Here is a 21,442-nt window from a genome sequence, read left to right as displayed (position 1 = left end):
GAATAATCTTGTTCACTGCCATACTCAGTCGTGTGCCACGTATTTCTCCCCAGCTTTTATCGATATAGAAAGCGAATTTTCTTTAGGCGGAAGTGGACAGGCATAACTAGGATTATACGAACAGTAAGGGTTATAGGCTGTGTTGAAGTCCAGTATAACGCGATTATCGGTCAGCTTGTCGGGGTTGAGTTCAATATAGCGGCCTCCACCGTAAGTTTCCTTGCCCGATGTCGCGTCGCGAAACAGAATGGAATACGTCTTGTCCAGCTTTACGACCAGTAAGCGGCAGGCTTCGCCATTCAGACTAAAAACTGCGTGGGCAAACTTATCATACACTTCTTCGCTGCCATCGGTCATGGTGACTACAAGTTTCTGCGTCTTGTCGGCGAAAGGCTCCAGGCGGGCGGCAACACGATAGGCCGGATCGGGGGTGAAATAAACCAATCCCTTAAATGCCGATTTGTCTGTAATTGGGGACTCAGCACTGGTTTTAAGAAAGTGGTCTTTCTCTTTGCGTGCTGCTGCTACCTCCTGACGATATACTTCCGGTTTAAGAGACTCGTCTGAACCACCGGCGTTATCATCAAAAAAAGTATAATACAACACGGCTGCGATAAGCAGGAATAAGGTTACCAGAAAAAGTTTGTTCTTTAACATTGCTGCAAATAGATAACCAAATAGAATTTTAGTCTCTGGCGGAAATTAAAAGGATAAAAAAGGAAAAATAGTCAACTTAAGCTCAAAATCTTGGTTTTATGATAAATATTAAAATGATCTTGCCCGAGAAATTAGAATTATTCAAATTCGACGGGTATTTTTCGGTAAAATAATTCTACTACTCCTCATGGAATTTGTAGGTTAGCTCCTGTACTGTATTGATCGCTTCTGTTTTAATTGTTTTTTAATAACTTTAAGGTTCTGTACTTACCCGCTGTTGAAATAAACATTTCTGCCTGCATATGGCCCAACTTTACGAACTAAAAACTTTTACGTCGGGAAACGGTAATCTAACCGTTTTTGAACACATTATTCCTGGAGTGATCCAACGAGTTTTTTACATTTATGACGCAGGTCATACAGCACGTGCGGGTCATCGTCATCATCGCGCCTGGAACGCCCTTATTTGTGTGAGCGGTAGTTGTCGGGTATATAATAATAACGGAAAGGAAGAAACCGTATATCACTTAACGAACCCTCGAGAGTGTCTTGTATTGACGCCCGAAGATTGGCACACGATGGATGAGTTTTCGGACGATGCTATTCTGCTTGTCGTGTCAAACGAGTTATACGATAAAGACGATTATATCTACGAACCTTATCCTAACCATCGACTGGCCAGTGATTCGGTGATGGCTGATTCGGAATGATTCCGTTTCTGGATCTGAAACAGGTAAACGAACCACATCAGACAGCCATTCAGGTTGCTATCGATCGCGTTTTAGCCTCAGGCTGGTACATTCTGGGGCATGAGGTCGACGCTTTCGAGCGCCTATTTGCCGATTACTGTCAGAGCCAGTATTGTGTTGGCGTTGCTAATGGACTCGATGCGCTGACGTTGGTGCTGAAGGCGTGGAGCTTTCCCGCAACCAGTGAAGTAATCGTAGCCTCAAATGCTTACATCGCATCCGTGCTCAGTATTACGCATGCTGGACTAACGCCCGTTTTCGTTGAACCAGATCCACAAACCTATTTACTTGATCCGGCACGAATCGAATCCGTTATAACGTCCCAAACGAGAGCCATATTACCCGTTCATCTCTATGGTCGCTGTTGCGATATGGGGCCGATTAATGAACTGGCGCAGCAGTACAATCTAAAAGTGCTAGAAGATGCTGCGCAGGCGCATGGGGCGACTTATAAAGGCAAACGGGCCGGAAACCTGGGTGATGCGGCTGGCTGGAGTTTTTACCCCAGTAAAAATCTTGGCGCATTGGGTGATGCTGGCGCTATCACAACGAACGATGCTGAGCTAGCCACCCGGTTGCGGGCCTTGCGAAACTATGGCTCAGCGCAGAAATATGTGAATGATTATCTGGGGCACAATAGTCGTTTAGATGAGCTACAGGCGGCTATATTGTCGGCGAAACTGCCGTTGCTTGATGGGGAAAATCAAAGACGTAGAGAATTAGCCCAACTGTATTTGACCGGCATTCGCAATCCCGACGTAGCCTTACCACCGCCTGACCAAGTTGAACAGGACGTTTGGCACTTATTTGTGATCCGACATCCACGACGGGATACCCTGCGGACGTATCTTCACCAAAAAGGAATTGGTACGGATGTTCATTACCCAGTTCCGCCCCATCATCAGCGAGCTTATGTTTCCTATGCGCAACTGTCGTTCCCGATTTCGGAGCAATTGCATCGAGAAGTACTTAGTCTACCACTCAATCCAGGCTTGACAGATGATCAGGTTACGTATATTGTCGAGATGATTAACCAATTTAGTGACATTTAAGCGGGAAATACTACGTAGTACTTTCTCCCTACACCCTATGCAGCTCACCGTCGTCATTCCTGTCTACAATAGCGAACGGACTATTGCTCCGTTGGTCGAGCGGTTGCAGGCGTGTCTGGCTGAGCAGATATTCGAAGTTGTGCTGGTGAATGATGGTAGTGCTGACCGTTCGGAAGTAATCTGCCAACAACTGGAGGAACAATATTCGAATGTGCAATTCATATCGCTACGTCGGAATTTTGGCGAGTTCAACGCGGTACTCTGTGGACTTAACCACGCTAGTGGGCAATACGTAGTCATTATTGACGACGACTTTCAAAACCCGCCTGAGGCTATACTAACGCTCGTTGCAACGGCCGAAACCGAAAAATACGATGTCGTATACAGTCGCTATGAGCAGAAGCAACACCACTGGTTTCGGAACTTGGGCAGTTGGCTTGTTAATAAGCTGACGACTTATTCGATTGGCAAACCGCATGATCTTTATCTGTCGAGCTTTAAGCTTATCCGGCGCGACGTAGTGGACGAGATTATCCGCTATCGTGGACCCTATCCCTATATTGACGGCCTTATTTTTCGGGTAACACGCAACGTTGGTAGCGTTATGGTACCGCATAATTCGCGGGCTGAAGGTCGTTCAAGTTACACCGTTCGCAAGCTTATTGGGCTGTTTATCAATGTGTTTGTGGGTTATTCGCTCTGGCCAATTCGGGTATTCACATGGCTTGGTGCCCTATCATTCGGCCTGAGTCTGTTGAGCGGTTTAATGCTGTTAATTGGCTGGCTAAGTAACGCGTTTAGCATTCCGGGTTGGGGTATTGTCGTATGGGCTGTCGGCGCTGGTTTAGGCATACAACTTCTCTTTTTGGGCATCTTAGGCGAGTACCTCGGCAAATTATTCATGGCCTACAGCGGTCTGCCACCGTATGTGGAAAAAAAGAGCGAAAGAATGAAAGAGCGAAAGAGCGGCTGACGCTTCTGTTTTCACTCATTCTCTCTTTCGCTCATTCACTCTTTTTGTATGATCGGTCGCTCGGAAGAATACGAAAAAATGTTTCGGCTGGAAGGGCAGTTGTGGTGGTATCGTCATCTGCATGAGCGCGTAGTTGATGCGTTGGAACAATACAGTGGAAACCGTCGGGACATCCGTATTTTAGATGCGGGTTGCGGAACGGGCGGCATGCTGGATTTTTTGCGTCAACGCGGGTATTCAAACCTCAAGGGCATCGACGGCTCAGTAGATGCTGTTGCCTTTTGTCATGAGCGCGGTCTTCCCGTTACGTTCATTAATTTGAATGACCTCGCCAGTTTTGAGCCAGACGTTCAATACGACGCCATCATTTGCAATGACGTATTCTGCTACTTCTCTGATCCGGACTTGTCAAATTTACTGGCTGCCTTGGCGCATCGACTGAAACCCGACGGCATTCTGATAAGCAATAACAACGCCTTTCAGGCATTTCAGGGGCAGCATGACCTGGCTGTTGGCATTATTCGACGGTTTGTGCTGGCTGATTTCAAGCGGTTAATGCCCACTGCCGGACTACGTATCAAGCAGGCAACGTACTGGAGTTTTCTATTGTCACCCTTAATTCTAGGCATGCGACAATGGCAACGATTGCAACTGGCACTCGGCTGGCGAGCACCCGAAGAAGCCCAGTCGGACGTTTATTTGCCCAGCACGTGGCTTAACGAAACATTATATAAGATCGTCCGGATCGAACAAAAAACGCTCCGACGAACCCCATTTGGTAGTTCGCTGTTCATAGTAGTCGAAAGCCGTCAGTCACCAGTCGATAAGGGTTAGCTAACAACAGTACCTATACCTGAAGCAAAAGACAATTATCGACTAATGACTATCGACTAAAAACTATCGACTTACGACGTTTATGTTTACTGGTATTATTGAAACCACCGGTCTTGTATCGGCTATTGAAGAAGAAGGCACAAATATTACTTTCCGGATCGAGTCGTCGTTGGCTCCCGAGCTGAAAATTGATCAAAGTGTGAGTCATAATGGTGTATGTCTGACGGTTACGAGTATTGCTGACGGCAGTTATACAGTGACGGCTGTAGACGAAACGCTCAAAAAAACGAACTTGGGGAAACTGACTATTGGTGATCGGGTGAACCTCGAACGCTGTATGCCCGCCAACGGCCGCTTCGACGGGCACATCGTACAAGGGCACGTCGATCAGACGGGTATATGCACCAACGTGCAGGATATGAACGGTAGCTGGCTATACGATTTTCAGTACGGAAATCTCGAAGTCGAGCCCTCAAATCAGAACGTAACGGTCGAAAAAGGGTCCATATGTATCAATGGCGTGAGTTTAACCGTTTTTAATTCGCAGCACGACACCTTTCGGGTTACGATCATCCCTTATACCTATGAGCACACTAATTTTCGTGAGCTGAAAGCGGGGGATGTGGTCAATCTGGAGTTCGATATTCTGGGAAAGTATATTAAAAAAATGCTGGCTGGGTATCGGTAGCCGCACACAAACCATTAATTTTACCGACAAGATTTTGTTATCATTCCTAGTCATCAGGTCGTTATTCGTTACGATAAGCGATAACTCGCCAGGCTAATGAGTGAGTAGCTGATGACTATGAAGGACTATTTTACAAACGAATGACTAAAATCAGCACCCGCTCCTTTTTTGACCTGCTGATCCATGTTGGCACTATTCTGGCCTTGCTAACTGCGTTATTTCTGGCGTTTTTCTTCGTTTACCTGCCGTTTACAACCAACCACGGTCAGACGATCACCGTGCCCGACGTAACGAATCAGAGTATTGAAGAAATGCAGAATCTGTTGAACGACCGCGATCTACGTTATGAAGTTGAAGATTGCACGTTCGTTGTTGGAAGACCTCCGCTGACAGTTATTCAGCAGTATCCCAGAGCTAATTCGAAAGTAAAAGAGGGCCGTAAAATCTACGTAACAATCACCAAGCGTGTACCACCAATGGTGCAGATGCCTCAGTTAGTCAATCTGACACTACGTAGTGCTGAACTAAATTTAAGGTCATTAGGACTGGCTATGAATCCGCCTATTTATGTGCCTGACGTAGCTAAAAATGCTGTACTCAGACAGCTATATAATGGCAAGGAAATTAAGCCCGGAAACCCCGTGCCCAAAGGTGCCAACATTGATCTTGAAATTGGTGATGGCCTGGGAAGTACAATGTTTGAGATTCCAAGCGTTGTAGATTTACCACTCGATGAGGCTAAGCTGGCCATTCGGGGGGCTAACCTGAAGGTTGGTACTATTATTTCTGTTGAAGACCCCGAAAAGGTAGTTGGTACGGTTGTTCGGCAGCGGCCCGAACCGCGCTCCGGTGAACGTATTCGCGTTGGCGAAACAATGGATTTGTGGGTTGTGGGGCCAATTGAGCCGGATCAATAAATCGCTTTCGGCACCAGATCAAATGGGAATCACTTTGCATAAACAACCTTATATAGTACCTTTTGCTGAACGGCTTCTGCGCGGCTTTTTGCTGGTTTGTTGCATTTTGCTGGCATCAACAGCCATAGCGCAAACACCGCTGAGTCTCCCATTTTTCGAAGATTTCTCGACGGCTAGTGGCCAACCCGGCCTCGACCGGCCTGAAGCTGTCCGCTGGCAACCTGGTAGTGGTGTTTATATCAATAATACCATGGCTATTAACCAGCCAACGGTCAATGTAGCTTCGTTTGATGGCTTGATGGCGAACGGCTTGCCCTATGTGCAGAATAATCCGCTGGCGCAGGGGTATACCGATACGTTGACATCGTTGCCCATTAATATGGCGGGCTTGTCAGCCAGAGATTCGGTGTATATCAGTTTTTACTGGCAGGCTAAAGGGCTTGGAGAAGCGCCCGATCCGGGTGATTCGCTGAGCCGTCAGGCAGCCGATTCGCTTACTCTTCAATTCCTGGACCAGACGGGCGTCTGGAAAACCGTATGGGCAAAAGACGGCGGTATTGTCAATAACAATTTTTTCCAGGTATTTGTACCTATCCGTGATGCGGCTTATTTTCATGCGGGATTTGCCTTTCGATTTCGAACATTTGGGAAAGTATCAGGGCCATTCGATACCTGGAATCTCGATTATATCTACCTGAATAAGGGTCGTTCAGTAAACGATAGGTTTGTGAAAGATGTGGCGATGCGGCAGGCTCTAACGCCCTTTTTGAAGCGTTATACGGCCATGCCTCTGTCACAATACGTAATGAACCCGGCTGCGGAGACTGCCGATTCAGTTAATACGGATAGCAATAATCTGTTCAATAACTTCAACTTCACTACGTTCCACTTCACCGTACGTGATGAAGTGTCGGGACGTGTTGTTCAAAATGATCCGCAGACAAGCTCGCTACTCATTCCGTCGCTTAGTTCGCAGGGGAAATCAGCTAAGCCAGCGCCTGTTACGGGATTCGGTTCGGCAACAAAAGCCATGCTTCGGTATAAGTTCGATCTTCTGACGACGGATGATCAGAATCCGTCTATTCCTGGCATCAACCTTCGCCGGAACGATACCATTTCGGCCGTAGCCGCTCTGGCTGATTATTATGCTTATGACGATGGGACCTGGGAATATGCACAGCAGATCAGACAGCAGGAACAAATTGCCGTGCGGTTCATTCTCAACAAGCCCGATGCGATGTCGGGTGTACGAGCTTGTATCATCCCTTTTACCACGAATCAAACTGGTCAGTCATTTGTCATTAATGTGTATAGCAATAGGGCTGGCAAACCAGGTGCTGTTCTTTACCGACAATCGTTCACAATAAAATATCCGGCTTATCGGAATGGGTTTGTCGAATTCCCGTTCACAAAGAACGTTTCGGTGAGGGATACTTTCTTTGTTGGCTATCAGCAGGTTAGCAGCAGTGATACAACGTATTTGCGCTTGGGGTTTGATAAAAATAGCCGGTTCGGAGCGCAGATTTTCTACAATGGTGGAACCAACTGGGAGCAAAACCTGGCGTCATCATCACTTAACGTACAGGGGGCTTTCCTGCTACGTCCGGTGATGGGGGCTAAGGTCGACTCAATCGTGACCGCTATCCCGGAACCTACCCCACTAGCTCCCCTGCAGGCATACCCGAATCCGACCTCAGGGCTGATTCGCTGGGATGAATCACGGCTAACCCGGTTAGAGGTAATGAACAGTAGCGGACGAATGCTTCTTTCGCTTGAACCGGCCCGTGGGCAACAAACGGCAGATTTGAGTTATTTGCCCGATGGCTTTTATCTACTTCGATTTTGGGCAGACCAGCGAACGGTGGTACAGAAATTGATTATTCAGCATTAATTATTTTGGTTGGTTGTTAATGAGTAAACGTTAGGCTACGTTACGATTGACCAACCCTGATCAACTAACAACTATTGACTACTTACTTATGGACATTACCGTACAGGAGCTAAAAGAGCGGCTCGATAAAGGCGAAAAACTGAATCTGTTCGATGTTCGTGAACCGAACGAATACGAAGACGACAACATTGGTGCTACACTCATTCCGCTTGGCGATTTATCCTATCGCTTAGATGAACTGGATGGCTTACAGGATGAAGAAGTTATCGTTCACTGCCGGTCGGGTAAACGTAGCGGCATGGCTCAGCAGATTCTGGAGCAGAATGGATTCAATAATGTCCGCAATGTTATTGGCGGCATGTTAGCCTACCGGGCGCAGTAGAAAGCTGTATGATACAGGATGTATGATGTAACTGACCGGTAAACGATATAGCATACATCCTATATCATACAATTTAAAATCCTCTCGTCTTCATCTGGGCCGACCCACTGGTAATTCCCCTGATTTCGAAACCAGGTAAGTTGCCGTTTTGCGTAGCGACGAGAGTTACGTTTCAACAAACGGACCATTTCCTCATAATCATATGTACCGTCCAGGTACGGAAATACTTCCTGATAGCCAACCGTTTGTAAAGCTGGCAAATGGCGGTAGGATAGGAGTGATTGTACTTCGTCAACTAACCCGGCCTCCAGCATAGCATCCATACGGGTGTCTATACGCGTATATAATTCCTCACGCGGCCGCTCGAGCGAAACCATCACCGATCGAAATGGTCGTTCGGCAGGTTGCTGTCGCCGAAACGACGAATAGGGCTGCCCTGAGGTCAGGCACACTTCCAGCGCTCTTGTTACCCGAATCGGATTCTTCAAATCGGCGGTCTGAGCATAAACTGGGTCAAGCTGGCGTAACTCATTTTGAAGCGATTCCAACCCTTCCTGTTGTAACCGGATAAACAGATTTTCCCGAAGAGAGGGGCTAATTGGAGGAATAGCATCCAAACCGAAGCAAACCGCGTTTATATATAGGCCCGTTCCTCCCGACAGAATCACTACGTCGTTTGACTGAAATAATATATCCAGTAAGGCAAGGCATTCGCGCTCATATCGTCCGGCGTTTACGGAGTCCGTAATCGTATGGGAATCAATAAAATAATGCCGTACGCCGTCCATTTCAACAGGCGTAGGTTTGGCTGTCCCGATACTAAGTTCACGGTATAGCTGCCTTGAATCGGCTGAAACCACATCCGTTTTAAGTGACTTTGCAAGCCTGACGCACAGAGCAGTTTTTCCAACAGCCGTAGGGCCAGCCACAATAAGTAATGTTTTCAAGTAGTAAATTGGATAAGTTACTGTTCAGCAAATGCGTTTGCGTTAAAAATTAATATAGCAGATACTGATTTTCGTTCTGTACTGTCGAAATAAGGTTGACAGAGGGCAGTTTTTGTGAAGACGAGACCAGTGCTGATAAGTGCAAAACGCTTATAAACAATCACAATTTTTTTTTGTTGATCAATAAAATATTACAAAAATTCTGGTATTTATATGTTCCACAAAATAGTGTCTTTAAGGTAGAGTAAGAACTATATTTGTCCATATTCTATAAGTCTCTTTTAATCAATAAACTACACACCTAAAGGTTAGCCTTTTAATGTCAATATGAACGAAAAAGTAAGTAATCTGGAGTCGTCTGAATCCAAGCAGATAGCACTCAAAAAAACGTTAGATATTATTAGCGGGAAATGGAGATTACATATCATTTATCAGTTAGGTAATGAAGCCCGTCGGTATGGTGAACTACGACGGATGATTCCTGACGTGAGTGAAAAGGTTTTAATTCAGGAACTTAAAGCATTAACCAGCTTAGGTGTAGTCGAAAAAAAAGCATATAATGAAGTTCCTCCTCGTGTTGAATATCGTCTAACAGTGAAAGGGCGGCAAGTGTTACCTTCGCTGCTGGACCTTACAACAATTGGCGAAGTCTTTTTAGATCCGCCAACCAATGGCCAATAGCCTAATATGAAATGCTGCCCGGAGAATGGATCGTACCTTACGATCCATTCTCCGGGCAGCATTTCATTTAAAATACTTTGAATCCTAGTGAAACCGTGGCAATGCCCAGGAATCCTGTAATGTTCGAATCTTTGTAAACACCACCAACGGGCACGGCATAGCGCACGTCAACATCCAGAAATGGAATTGGCGTATAACCTATTCCCAACTCCAACGCGTAGGTAAAATCCTTCACCTCAAGATTTTGGGCCGTATATTTATTCAGCAGATCCGTTGAGCTGGTAGTAGTAGGAATATCTGTTTGTGGAAAACTAACAGAAGAATTCGCATTAAGAAAACCGCTGGTAGTTCGTTTGTTTTCAGCCTTCTGAACAAAAATAAAGTTTGGGCCGACGTAGCCACGTAACTTCCCATCCATCCAGCGTTTGCCGATCAGAATGGGAACGTCAACCGCTTCCAGAATCGATTCTGAGGTCGCGTTTAGCGTGGCGTTCAATATGCCGGGCTGCACACTGATAGGCAGGGCATTGGCAATAAGTGGATTCGCATTGACATCGAGCGTAACATTAGTTTTTTGTTTCAATACGAAACGATTGTAGGTTACGTCAGCCTGTATGAAAAAGTTGCTGAAGTTTTTCCGCACCCACAATCCACCTGAATAACCAAGGCCGATACCATTGTTTTTGTTTTCCAATTCGGGTACCTGAACGCTGCCGATCGATTGAGCCGGAACATGGGTGAAGCCATGCGTAAACGTACCGCCCCCTTTAATGCCAAATTCAAAGGATCGGGCAGGAGGAGTTCCCAACGCTGTTTGGGCCATGCTGGCCGATGCGCTTACCAGAAGTAACGCTGTTCCTACTAGTTGACTAAGTTTCATGAGTGAGGTCTAGGGTTGTAGCAGTACGCGACGGTAGTTGGCGGGATTAACCGGCGCAATAGTTGAGCTATACTTTGCATTGATTCCTTTGATAATTTCATTGGCCATAAGCGCATAGCCAGCGGGAGTCAGGTGAATACCGTCCAGGCTGAACACGCCCCCCTGAATAAAGTCGCCTTTGTAAGTAATGCCATTTTGCGTGAGTCCGCTTGCCGAAGTTACCTGGCTCAAAACAGTATTTGGATCAACATAAGCAGCTCCCTTTGCATCCGCCTGTGTTTTCATCGTATTGTTGAAGTCGGCGATACTGGCATTCAGCGCAGCCACTTCACCCGCATCCAACACCGTCTGATTGGGTAGCGGATTGGTCGCGCTTAAGCCAAATGGACCAACTTTCGTGCCAACTGCGGTGCTGCCAATGTTGGCGTAGTCCAGCGCACTGGTCAGTAAAAGCAAATCGCCTGCCTGCGTTGGTCGAACGCCAGCCGTTGTTTGAACCACCAGCGCCGTCAGGGGTGTTGTCGGCTTTAAAATCGCGTTGAGTTGCGCTAGTACTAAGGGTATAGTTAACGTCGAGAAGAGCGGGGCCGTCGTAATGTTAGGAATGCCGATAACAACCCCTTTACGCCCACCTTCCGTCAACTTATTCATCATGGCCGCGAAGTTGGTTGTAAACAAGGCAGATAGTGTCAGCGGAGTCGTGCCACCCGATGTAGCAAAGCCCAGCGCGTCATTGTTGCCCAGCCAACAGGAGAAGAAAGTCGCTCCAGTAAGGTTGTCGCTCACATATTGAAAATACGTTGTAGCTTGACCCGCGTCGGTAGCGGGTAATAACCGTTCAAAATAAGGATTTCCCTGTTGAGACCCATAGCCCGCCGATAGAACATCGGCCACTCTGATTCCCGGAACACCTAAGTTCTGATTGGTACCGCTGAACTTGGTATATAATGGTTTTCCGGCCGAATTTGTACCCCGAACGGCAGCTGGTGCTACCTGAGCAATTGACGTTATGAGACTAGTTGGATCAGCTAGCGACGGGACTTTGATCAGTTTGCTATAGCCAGATCCGGCTGCCTGCGCTTCGGTAAAAAGAGGCTGCACAAAATCACCACCACCCACCGTTTTGAACTGACCAGCCAGAATACTCGGGTAGGAATTGAGCTGGCCTTCGCGGTACAAACCGCCACCCAGTGCATTCCCATTGGAGAAACCGGCTGTTAATGAGTTGCCTACGGCTACGTATTTAGTGAAATCGGCATTTCCTTTGCTGGGTGTTTCACCACTGACAGCATTAGGGTCAACGTCATTATTCGTACAGGCGACCAGGCCAACTAGTGTAGTCAACACCAGCCCCCATCGCATTTTGTTGTTGAAATGCATTCGAGCGTAATAGGTTGATTGTAGGAAAAATAGATAAACTTGTAAAAAAGAACGTAAAAGTATTGCTTTTTGTGTGACCTAATTGGCCTTTCTGCGTAAAACTTAACAGGTCATAATGGGAGGTTCTAAAACAATCGTTAACTAAGCATGTTGTTTCTGCTAAAGTCGTTGGCGTATATGCCACCTTTCATTTAATGTTTCATTAAAACTATTACTAAACAAATGGGTCTATTATCATTTTTCAAAGGCGTGGGTGAAAAGATTTTTCATAGCGATGCGCCTGCCGCGCCAGCCGAGGCAGAAAAGGTTGAGCCAGTTCGGGCACAGGCCCTGCTTGATCACGTTAAACAGTTAGGTCTTGCCTATAACACTCTAACGGTTAAGACGAAAGGCGATACAGTCACTATAACTGGTTCGGTGAAGTCGCAGGAAGATTCAGAAAAAATTGCTCTAGCCGTTGGTAATGTAGAGGGCGTTTCGGCTGTGGACAATCAGCTAACAGTAGATCAGCCAACTCCAGAAGGAAAATATTACACCGTAAAATCGGGTGATTCACTATCCAAAATCGCCAAAGAAGTGTACGGTGATCCGTTGAAATATGGGGTAATTTTTGAGGCTAACAAACCAATGCTGAAAGATCCTGACCTGATTTATCCCGATCAGGTACTACGTATTCCGCAACTGTAGAAACACAAATATAAACAGTAAAAGGGGTACAGCATTTCAACATTAGCAGGTCCTGGAGGCAGCATGTTGGAACGCTGTATCCCTTTTAACTTTATAACCCTATAACCTCAAAACGAACATTCGGCCAAATGGCGAGTTTAATGGGTTCCAACTCAACGAAAAACTCATGGCCGTTCATTTATTATCCTACCTAAAAGAGCAGTTCACGCCCGCAGTAGTTGATCAGCTTAGTGGCGAACTAAACGAATCGTCTGCCAATACCCTTAAAGTTATCAATGGTAGCCTGCCAACGCTGTTAGGTGGCCTGACCCGACGGGTTCAAGCCTCGGGCGGTGCCTCGAAAATTATTAACTTCCTGGATGAAAATAATTACGGTACAATTCCTCTCGATGTCAGTCAAGGCATTAAAACGTACCAGAATACAGCGAAGACAAGTACCGCCGGGCGAGCGTTTCTGGAAGCCATTTTTGATGATAAACTCGATCGAACAACCGAACTTCTTAGCGTATATAGTGGTACAAAACCGCAGGCTACCTCAACCATTCTGGGGTTGGCGGGCACGGTGCTGATGGGCGTTCTGGGTCGGCAGGAACAGGAAAAAGGGCTTACTGCGGAGAGTCTGACCACTTTATTGCTGGGCCAGGCCACGGAGTTTCGTCAGGCATTGCCAAACGGACTGGGTGGAATTGATAGTTTGCTTGGTTTCGATGACCTCGTGACACCTACTGGCCCACAAACGGAGGTGCAGGGCACCGATAATTTTAGCGGAACGGTTGTTAATCCTAATATTCCCAAAAGCTCTGAGGGCGAACGCCGACATGAAAATGTACGTTGGCTTCGTTGGGCCATGATCGCTATCGCCGTATTGATATTGGGTCTGCTCATACAAAAGTGCAGCGAAAATCAGAATGGTGTTGATGGGGTTAGTACTGATTCCACATCCCGCGTTGAATCAAATGCCGTTGAAGATACGTCGGCCGCAACGAAGGAAAGCGTTCGGGACGCTCATGGCCAGCCGGTCGATTCAACGGCGCCCGGTCCACTCGGTATCCGCGATTCGTCAAAGCTTAATAGGTAATACGTTACCATTACATTACTAAATACTCTTGTCGGAGGATAGATTCTGATCGACTCAGTTTATTGTAGTACAACCTTCTACAAATCATGATACACAATCGTGCAAGTTCCGTCCGTTCCTGGTTACTGATAAGTTTTTTCATCGGCTCAAGTTTAACGTTTGGAAGTTGTTCCGGCAAAAAGAAAGAAGCGAGTACTGAAACGACCACAGCAGCCAGCGACAGCTCTGTATTTGGTCGACAAGGCGATACGACGAATAATAACCTGAATGCGCCTGAACAAGCCCCACCTGATAGTGGCGATCGTGGGGCCGTTGTTCCGGCTGAAGTAAAAGTGAGGCCTAAAAACAAATAATTCGTCGCTAGAGCGGGGATTGACCGGTGAGTAAGTTTGTTGGTATTGGTTAACTTGCAGGCTTACTTACCGCCTTTTGGCGATTCTCAATCTCTACATATGTTTGTTGACGCCATTGAACGCGTTGATTCGTTTACCCGTCCCATGCACTCTATTGTTCGGCTTTATGGCCATAGTGAGGTTGTTCCCGGGACGGCTACTCTTTTTTTTGTAAATCAGGAGGGGTGCGCCATTACGTGCAAACACGTAGCCGAACTGATCGCTCAAAGTGATCCCATCTACCATAATTATCGCGAGTTTCAGGGCGCTCGCCGGGACGTATTGCGCGAGCAAAATGCAGCCCATCTTATCAGCAAACTGGAGGTCAAATTCAAGCTTAGTGCTGATACGATCATTCGGGTAAGAAACAACTTTATTGGTTGTGTGGATCAATTTCAGAAACTGACCATTGATAAACATCCGACACAGGACCTGGCCCTGCTACGTTTCGAAGGCTTTAATCGAATATTATACCGATCGCATGCTACATTCCTGGGCGACAGTAGTCGGATAAAACCGGGTCGAAGTTTATGCCGACTGGGTTATCCCTTTCCTGAGTTTACGAACTTTCGCTACAACTCCGCCACCGATGATATTGAGTGGACAACAACGGGTCGTGTTACGTCGCCAAGCTTCCCTATCGATGGTATTGTAACGCGGTTAATGGCTGAAGCGAACACAGTAAATGGTATTGAAATGAGCACCCCCGGCTTACGGGGACAAAGTGGCGGCCCCTTGTTCGACATGAAGGGCCTTATTTATGGGATGCAGTCGGCTACGCGCCACTTGCATCTCGGCTTCGATATCGTGGATCATGAAGTATTGGTCAATGGACGCAAAAGCCGCGTGTCGAACTATCCTTTTCTCAATGTAGGGCAGTGCGTTCACGTTGACGTCATTAAGGCATTCTTACGGGAAAAAGGCGTTCCTTACACCGAAGCATAAACCGGTACCAGATGGGTAGGCATAAACCCTTCGCAAGCTTTGTAGGTTAACTAAACGGATGCCATTAACGCGCATTCACTACACAAATATGTTAAAACGTAGAGCTTCAGCTGTCTGGAAAGGTGGCTTACAAGAGGGAACCGGCACGATGTCGTCGTTCAGTGGTGCGTTAGACAATACCGCGTACTCATTCAAAACCAGACTCGTTAGCGAAGATGGTAAAGCGGGTACTAACCCCGAAGAACTGCTAGCGGCTGCCCATGCAGGATGCTACGCTATGGCCACTAGCGCCACTATGGCCCAAGCTGGTTTTACCCCCGATGAATTGAGCGTCGCAGCCACGCTTACATTGGATACCGATACGCTGTCGGTAACGGCGGTGGACTTACAAATCAAAGGTAAAGTGCCGGGTATGACGGCTGAACAATTTGAAGAGGTTGCGGAAAATGCGGCTAAAATGTGTGTTATTTCAAGGGCGCTTAATCCCAGCATCCAGGTAACAAAAACCGCTACGTTAGAGAATTAACGAGTAAAATACCCGGCGAAGAATTTCGGGAAACTGTATTCAGAACGTAGCACAGTCGAGGTTCAGTTTTAAGGGATAATGTTCAAGCAAACGGAGGTTGTTATGTTATAGAAACATACATAACCTCCGTTTGCTTGTATCAGGATTTCATTAGAGATTCGGGCACAAGCAATGCATGTTACTGTATCTTTGAGCCGTCAACACTATTCCGTATGGCTGAATTAAACGTTCCAACCTTGTCCCAAACGGCCCTTTCGGCTGATGCGCTTGCCTTGCTCAAACGACTTATTTCAACACCGTCGTTCAGCCGGGAGGAAGACCGTACCGCTGAGATAATCGAAGCATTTTTTCAGGAGAAACAGATTCCATTCGATCGGCTGAAGAACAACATCTGGGCTAAAAATCGTTATTTCGATCCCGAAAAACTGACGCTGCTGCTGAACTCGCACCATGATACGGTGAAACCCAATAAGTCCTGGACACTCGACCCGTTTGAACCAATTGAACACGACGACAAATTGTTTGGCCTGGGTAGTAATGATGCCGGTGGTTGCCTGGTTTCACTGATTGCTACGTTTGTTTTCTTTTATGACCGGCCCGACATGGCTTACAACATCGTCATGGCCGCTTCGGCTGAAGAAGAAATTTCTGGCCGCGATGGACTGGAACTTTTGTTGCCCGAATTGCCACCAATCAGTTTTGCCATTGTTGGCGAACCTACCGAAATGCAACTGGCCATTGCCGAAAAAGGGCTGCTTGTCATTGACTGTACGGCCCACGGCGTTAGTGGCCATGCTGCCCGCGATGAGGGCGAGAACGCTATTTACAAAGCCATTCGGGATATTAATTGGCTCACTACGTATCAGTTTCCGAAAGTATCGCCCACACTGGGACCGGTCAAATTATCGGTAACGATCATCAATGCGGGTACGCAACATAACGTAGTGCCTGACGCCTGTACGTTCACGATCGACGTACGTGTGACGGAACAGTACACCCTTGAAGAGATCGTTGAAACTCTTCGAACCAACCTCCAGTCGGAAGTGAAACCGCGCTCAATTCGGTTAAAACCATCTTCTATTCCTGTCGATCACCCCATTGTGCAGGCTGGCCTTGCACTAGGTCGTCACACCTATGGTTCGCCTACTACGTCCGATCAGGCCGTATTGAATTGTCCTTCGCTCAAGTGCGGTCCGGGCCATTCGAGCCGGTCGCATTCAGCTGATGAGTTCATCTATCTACGAGAAATCAGCGAGGGCGTAGAGGGGTATATCCAGATGCTTGAACAGATTTTGTGATTGACCGTCTGATGCGCGTATTTATCCGTTCCATTCAGTCAATTCAAGTATGTAGCGCCGTGGATTTTCTTTTCAAAAAATGAACTATCGGAAAATAAAGGGGTTACAGATCACATTTGCTTTATTAATTGGTTTGTCGGTAGTCGCCGAAACTGGGTTTGGTGATATACCGAAACACAACGAGCGGAGAACTCATCAATCACGTCGGCACGTAATGCGCGACGAGGTCTTTTCAACAGGGTATATAAAAACGGCCTTGCTGAAAGCAACCAAATGGCAACTTGAGCACCCCAAACACAGTCCAACCGACTGGACAAATGGGGCCTTCTATGCCGGCGTTTTTGCGGCTTATGAAACAACTAAATCGCCACTAATCCTCGACTCATTGATGGCGATGGGCGAGCGGAACAAGTGGCGTCCCGGTGCCCGATTTGACCATGCGGACGATATTGCCATTTGCCAGACATACATTGATTTATACCGGCTCAAAAAGGATCGTCAGATGATTCAGCCGACCATTGACAGTGTGCGAAAAATGCAAACGGTACCGGGAAAGGAACTGGAAAAACACGGACTGACCTGGTGGTGGTGCGATGCGTTGTTCATGGCTCCGCCGGTTCTGGCCAAACTGAGTGCTACGTTGAATAATCCGACCTACAACATGTTTTCTGATTCGCTTTTCAGACAAACCTACACACTGTTGTATAGCCAGCAGGAGCATCTTTTTGCACGCGATGCCAACTACCTCCTGGATGCAACGGGTGCCGGGAAGAAAGAGTCGAATGGCCAGAAAATTTTCTGGTCGCGGGGCAATGGCTGGGTCATGGGCGGACTGGTACGTGTGTTGGAAGAACTTCCGGTCAAGCACCCAAGCCGACCTTTTTACCTGATGCTATTCCGGCAGATGAGCGAACGCCTGCTGGCGCTTCAGCAAGCCGATGGATTATGGCGGGCCAGTTTGCTGGACCCGGCTGCCTATCCGGGTGGTGAAGCCAGTGGTTCTGGTTTTGATTGCTATGCATTAGCGTGGGGCATCAATCAGGGTATTCTGGCCAAGAAGACGTATCAACCCGCCGTTGAAAAATCCTGGATAGCGCTAACGAAGCTGGTGTCGCCCGAAGGCCGGGTAGGGTGGGTGCAGCCCATTGGAGGTGATCCTAGACGTAATTTCAGTGAAGATAGCTGGGAGGTTTACGGCACTGGCGCCTTTCTGCTGGCTGGTTCGCAAATCATCAAGCTGAAGCCTTAATTAAGCGTAATTCATCTTATCTCTATGAAGTCTATTTTCCTGGTTGCCAGTTTGTTAACCTCTATGTTGCTCCACGCTCAATCGAGCACTAGTCCAGTTCGACCTGCGCCCCGCCAATTAGCCTGGCAATCGCAGGAAACCACGGCTTTCCTGCATTTCACGGTTAACACCTTTACCGACAAGGAGTGGGGTGATGGCACCGAGAGTCCGGCAATTTTTAACCCTACCAAACTTGATGCCCGACAGTGGATCAAGGCGTTGAAAGATGCGGGATTCAAAATGGCAATCATCACGGCGAAACACCACGATGGTTTCTGTTTGTGGCCGTCGAAGATGACGGAACACTCGGTAAAGAACAGCCCGTGGAAGAACGGTAAGGGGGACGTAGTACGTGAAGTAGCCGATGCCTGCCGCGAATTTGGACTAAGGTTTGGCGTGTATCTGTCCCCCTGGGATCGTCATGAACCGCGCTACGGTACGTCGTCCTACAATGACTATTACAAGAGCCAGCTTCGCGAATTGTTAACGAATTACGGGCCTATTTCGGAGGTTTGGTTCGATGGAGCGAAAGGCGAGAATGCCAAAGATATGACTTATGACTTTGCCGGTTACTGGGCGCTGGTTCGCCAGTTGCAGCCAAATGCCGTTATGTTTTCGGATGCTGGCCCCGATGTGCGCTGGGTGGGTAACGAAGCGGGTAACGCGGGTGAAACCTGCTGGTCAACCATTAATACGGAGGGACTTGCCCCCGGCAAAGCTGACTCCAAATACCTTAATCGGGGTGACGCCACCGGTAAGCAATGGGTTCCAGCTGAAACCGACGTATCGATTCGGCCAGGCTGGTTTTATCATGCCGCTGAGGATACGAAAGTGCGGTCGGCGAAGAATTTAGTGAATCTGTATTATCAGTCGGTTGGCCGGAATAGTTTATTACTGCTGAACGTACCGCCTAATCGGGAGGGATTATTTTCTGAACCGGATATTGCCAGCCTGCACGAATTTCGGAGCATTCTGGACGAGACATTTAAGAAAAACCTCGTTACTAAACAGCCAAAGTTGACAGATAAACAACTCGCTACGTTCACAACCTTACCCGCCAATCAACCCTTGACCATTGATTTGGGCGCCGAGCAATCCTTCGACCGAATTTCCATTCAGGAAAATATTGCTAACGGTCAGCGTGTTGCCAGCGGACGGGTTGAATACTGGGACGGTACCAACTGGAAGTCACTTCAAACATTCACAACAGTGGGTTATAAGCGACTGTTGCGTTTTCCTGCTGTTCAGAGCAACCGGATTCGCCTGACGTTAACCAACACCAACGGGCCAGTTGAGTTGGCCGAAGTGGGTGTATTCAAGGCGTCTGCACGGGAAGGTGAATGATATTAAAAACGCTAAAAATCAGGGTAAACGATCTAACGTATTACTATACGTCATTGTCGTTTCACATATCTCGGTAGTGCCGGTTACGGGGGCTGCGCTGAGCGGATCAGACGTACTGGCCAACGGGATGTGGCCTTCTGTCGCTAGTACCCCTGATGTAGGGTCAAGGCCAATCCAGCCAGCGCCGGGTATGAACACCTCGGCCCAGGCGTGTAGGGCCAGTACGTCTTCATTGGCTCCAGTCGGATTGTTACGTTTCGTTTCGTCGGTAATAATCTGGGCCAGGTAACCGGAAACGAAGCGAGCCGCTAACCCGAAATGCCGCAGAACCTGTACCAGTAACCATCCCGAATCGCGGCAGGAACCAATGGCTAGTTCCAGTGTTTCTTCGGTGGTTTGGATACCCGGTTCCATTCGAGTAGTGTACGCAATATCCTGAAAAATCTGCTGGTTAAGCATAATCAGGAACTCGACAGTACCTCGCTTCGTCAGATCTATTTTCTGTAGCCACTGCTTCAGAAGTGAACCTTGTTCGGTAACTTCCAGATACGGCGTCAGGTCCTTTTTGAGCTGGTACTCATAGTCAAAAGGAAACGATTCGGCATAGGTATCCAGAAAGAAATCGAAGGGATTCATCGGTTCCAGAAGCGCCGTTATTTCGACCTTAATGGACATCTTCTGCATAGATTCCCAGAAGTCGATTCGCGCGATGAAGTTGCCGAAAGGGTCCTGTTGCCAGTGCAGGGAGTGATTCGCCGGTTCAATGGTCAATGAATATGATTCGATTGACGCCTTTGCGTGAGCCGCTGGTTTTAGTCGTATTAGATGAGGGGAGAGTAAAACCAACCGATCGTATTCATAATGGGTGTGGTGGTGAATAGCGATACGGACAGACATAGTTAATGAAGTGGTTGTCCTCTAAGTTACACTTTTTCGAACACTAACCGGTAATGTTCCATTGTTTCCCGCTGAAAACATACGCGGTTTGGGCTGACCCGGAACACCGCGATTAAATCCTGGAAAGGTTTATTCGTCAATAACTTGGGGAGCAGCGAAGCGTAAAGAAGATACTTTTTCAGATTGAATGCACGAAACCGTTTCCGCCATTGGCCAATGGTTTCGATGTAGTCGAGCCGGCCACTGCTTTGGGAAATGAGTTTGAATTTAGGCTGGGCGTTACGTATCACCTGCTCGGCCCCATAAGGTAACCACGAACCCGGAAACTGGGCAATCATCAGTGCTAGCGCATACGAGTCAGAATGCTTCGGAGCATCCAGACTGATCTCTTCCAATGGAATCATGTTTTTGCCAAATACCATCGTCTGCATGTAAAACCGTCCGCCAACGGGCAACAAGTCATACAGATTATTGAAAAAATCAGCGTAAACCTGATCCTGCTGACCCGCTTTGTACTGCTCAATGGAGCAAAAATGCTCCATACCGCCAATGCAGGTGATGGCGTCGAACGTGCCGTAATCGGCGGGCGTAATCAGTCGACAGTCTTTGACTTCTACATTCAAACCGTTAGCTCGGCAAGCTTCGGCCTGGCCGCTTGAAAGCGTTACCCCGCGTGCATCAGCGCCACGTCCTTTAACATATGTAAGAAAAGGCCCCCAGCCACAGCCCATGTCGAGCACCTTGGAGCCAGCCTTCACACCCAGACTATCGGCAATGAATGCATGCTTCTGTCGTTGTGCTTCCTCCAGTGTGAGCGAAAAATCGCCGTTATACATGGCCCCGCTATAATCACCGGTTTGTCCTATGCTCAGACGAAAAATTTTGTCAATAGTGGTGTACGTAAAATCGAGGTCTTGCTGAGAAGCCATAGGCCGGGGAGGAAGTTGATACCAATA

The 21,442-nt window shown here is 47.6% G+C and carries 23 protein-coding genes; 17 read left to right on the top strand and 6 right to left on the bottom strand.

The annotated features are described in order from the left end of the window. Nucleotides 1-24 precede the first annotated feature (24 nt). Nucleotides 25-657, bottom strand: a complete 633-nt coding sequence (locus tag BM202_RS13595; RefSeq protein WP_093826887.1) for a DUF1684 domain-containing protein — start codon at nt 655-657, stop codon at nt 25-27. A gap of 302 nt (nt 658-959) precedes the next feature. Here BM202_RS13595 and BM202_RS13590 point away from each other — a divergent pair, with 302 nt between their 5' ends. From BM202_RS13590 to BM202_RS13555, 8 genes are all read left to right on the top strand, one after another. Beyond that, a complete protein-coding gene (locus BM202_RS13590; RefSeq protein WP_093826885.1) occupies nt 960-1,367 on the top strand; it encodes a sugar 3,4-ketoisomerase in 408 nt (135 codons plus the stop codon). After that, nucleotides 1,364-2,458, top strand: a complete 1,095-nt coding sequence (locus BM202_RS13585) for a DegT/DnrJ/EryC1/StrS family aminotransferase (protein ID WP_093826883.1) — start codon at nt 1,364-1,366, stop codon at nt 2,456-2,458. Before BM202_RS13590 ends, BM202_RS13585 begins: the two co-directional genes overlap by 4 nt. A 37-nt stretch (nt 2,459-2,495) precedes the next feature. Beyond that, nucleotides 2,496-3,431 (top strand): glycosyltransferase family 2 protein, encoded by a 936-nt coding sequence (locus BM202_RS13580; protein WP_093826881.1) that lies wholly within the window; start codon nt 2,496-2,498, stop codon nt 3,429-3,431. Between the two features lie 48 nt (nt 3,432-3,479). Beyond that, nucleotides 3,480-4,265, top strand: coding sequence for a class I SAM-dependent methyltransferase (locus tag BM202_RS13575; RefSeq protein ID WP_093826878.1), 786 nt, complete (start codon nt 3,480-3,482; stop codon nt 4,263-4,265). Nucleotides 4,266-4,347: 82 nt separating this feature from the next. Next, nucleotides 4,348-4,953: a riboflavin synthase gene (locus tag BM202_RS13570; RefSeq protein WP_093826876.1), complete on the top strand. Its 606-nt coding sequence runs from the start codon at nt 4,348-4,350 to the stop codon at nt 4,951-4,953. Between the two features lie 140 nt (nt 4,954-5,093). Further along, the gene (locus tag BM202_RS13565; RefSeq protein ID WP_093826872.1) at nt 5,094-5,870 is read left to right on the top strand and encodes a PASTA domain-containing protein; all 777 of its coding nucleotides are present in this window, start codon (nt 5,094-5,096) and stop codon (nt 5,868-5,870) included. A 22-nt stretch (nt 5,871-5,892) separates the two neighbouring features. Continuing rightward, nucleotides 5,893-7,761, top strand: a complete 1,869-nt coding sequence (locus BM202_RS13560; protein WP_093826870.1) for a T9SS type A sorting domain-containing protein — start codon at nt 5,893-5,895, stop codon at nt 7,759-7,761. A gap of 88 nt (nt 7,762-7,849) precedes the next feature. Next, complete coding sequence (locus tag BM202_RS13555) at nt 7,850-8,143, top strand: rhodanese-like domain-containing protein (RefSeq protein WP_093826868.1); 294 nt, start codon at nt 7,850-7,852, stop codon at nt 8,141-8,143. 59 nt (nt 8,144-8,202) lie between these two features. Here the strand turns inward: BM202_RS13555 and miaA are convergent, their stop codons facing one another. Further along, nucleotides 8,203-9,090, bottom strand: a complete 888-nt coding sequence (miaA, locus tag BM202_RS13550) for a tRNA (adenosine(37)-N6)-dimethylallyltransferase MiaA (protein ID WP_093826866.1) — start codon at nt 9,088-9,090, stop codon at nt 8,203-8,205. 327 nt (nt 9,091-9,417) lie between these two features. Between miaA and BM202_RS13545 the strand changes: the two genes are divergently transcribed. After that, on the top strand, nt 9,418-9,771 hold the full coding sequence (locus tag BM202_RS13545) for a winged helix-turn-helix transcriptional regulator (RefSeq protein WP_093826865.1): 354 nt from the start codon (nt 9,418-9,420) through the stop codon (nt 9,769-9,771). Nucleotides 9,772-9,838: 67 nt separating this feature from the next. On the opposite strand, the gene BM202_RS13540 is transcribed toward BM202_RS13545, so the two are convergent. Further along, complete coding sequence (locus BM202_RS13540; RefSeq protein WP_093826863.1) at nt 9,839-10,651, bottom strand: outer membrane beta-barrel protein; 813 nt, start codon at nt 10,649-10,651, stop codon at nt 9,839-9,841. A gap of 9 nt (nt 10,652-10,660) precedes the next feature. After that, a complete protein-coding gene (locus BM202_RS13535; protein WP_093826861.1) occupies nt 10,661-12,031 on the bottom strand; it encodes an SGNH/GDSL hydrolase family protein in 1,371 nt (456 codons plus the stop codon). A 222-nt stretch (nt 12,032-12,253) separates the two neighbouring features. Here BM202_RS13535 and lysM point away from each other — a divergent pair, with 222 nt between their 5' ends. The 8 genes from lysM (at nt 12,254) to BM202_RS13495 (ending at nt 19,589) form a co-directional block, all read left to right on the top strand. Continuing rightward, nucleotides 12,254-12,718: a peptidoglycan-binding protein LysM gene (lysM, locus tag BM202_RS13530; RefSeq protein ID WP_093826859.1), complete on the top strand. Its 465-nt coding sequence runs from the start codon at nt 12,254-12,256 to the stop codon at nt 12,716-12,718. 166 nt (nt 12,719-12,884) lie between these two features. Further along, nucleotides 12,885-13,796: a DUF937 domain-containing protein gene (locus BM202_RS13525; RefSeq protein ID WP_093826857.1), complete on the top strand. Its 912-nt coding sequence runs from the start codon at nt 12,885-12,887 to the stop codon at nt 13,794-13,796. An 86-nt stretch (nt 13,797-13,882) separates the two neighbouring features. Further along, the gene (locus tag BM202_RS13520) at nt 13,883-14,149 is read left to right on the top strand and encodes a hypothetical protein (RefSeq protein WP_093826855.1); all 267 of its coding nucleotides are present in this window, start codon (nt 13,883-13,885) and stop codon (nt 14,147-14,149) included. A gap of 99 nt (nt 14,150-14,248) precedes the next feature. Continuing rightward, nucleotides 14,249-15,133 (top strand): S1 family peptidase, encoded by an 885-nt coding sequence (locus BM202_RS13515; RefSeq protein WP_093826852.1) that lies wholly within the window; start codon nt 14,249-14,251, stop codon nt 15,131-15,133. Between the two features lie 88 nt (nt 15,134-15,221). Then, a complete protein-coding gene (locus tag BM202_RS13510; protein WP_093827266.1) occupies nt 15,222-15,659 on the top strand; it encodes an OsmC family peroxiredoxin in 438 nt (145 codons plus the stop codon). A gap of 212 nt (nt 15,660-15,871) precedes the next feature. Continuing rightward, nucleotides 15,872-16,957, top strand: coding sequence for a M20 family metallo-hydrolase (locus BM202_RS13505; RefSeq protein WP_093826850.1), 1,086 nt, complete (start codon nt 15,872-15,874; stop codon nt 16,955-16,957). Between the two features lie 79 nt (nt 16,958-17,036). Further along, nucleotides 17,037-18,206, top strand: coding sequence for a glycoside hydrolase family 88/105 protein (locus BM202_RS13500; protein ID WP_245776657.1), 1,170 nt, complete (start codon nt 17,037-17,039; stop codon nt 18,204-18,206). 63 nt (nt 18,207-18,269) lie between these two features. Continuing rightward, nucleotides 18,270-19,589, top strand: a complete 1,320-nt coding sequence (locus tag BM202_RS13495; protein WP_394333790.1) for an alpha-L-fucosidase — start codon at nt 18,270-18,272, stop codon at nt 19,587-19,589. A gap of 18 nt (nt 19,590-19,607) precedes the next feature. Here BM202_RS13495 and BM202_RS13490 read toward each other — a convergent pair whose 3' ends face one another. Continuing rightward, nucleotides 19,608-20,486: a transglutaminase family protein gene (locus BM202_RS13490; protein ID WP_093826846.1), complete on the bottom strand. Its 879-nt coding sequence runs from the start codon at nt 20,484-20,486 to the stop codon at nt 19,608-19,610. A 26-nt stretch (nt 20,487-20,512) separates the two neighbouring features. Beyond that, complete coding sequence (locus BM202_RS13485; protein WP_093826844.1) at nt 20,513-21,415, bottom strand: SAM-dependent methyltransferase; 903 nt, start codon at nt 21,413-21,415, stop codon at nt 20,513-20,515. Between the last annotated feature and the right edge of the window lie 27 nt (nt 21,416-21,442).

Source organism: Spirosoma endophyticum (assembly GCF_900112365.1).
In the GTDB taxonomy this organism is placed as follows: Bacteria; Bacteroidota; Bacteroidia; order Cytophagales; family Spirosomataceae; genus Spirosoma; species Spirosoma endophyticum.
Note: the sequence above shows the minus strand (reverse complement) of the source record. Positions and strands in the feature narration are given on the sequence as shown.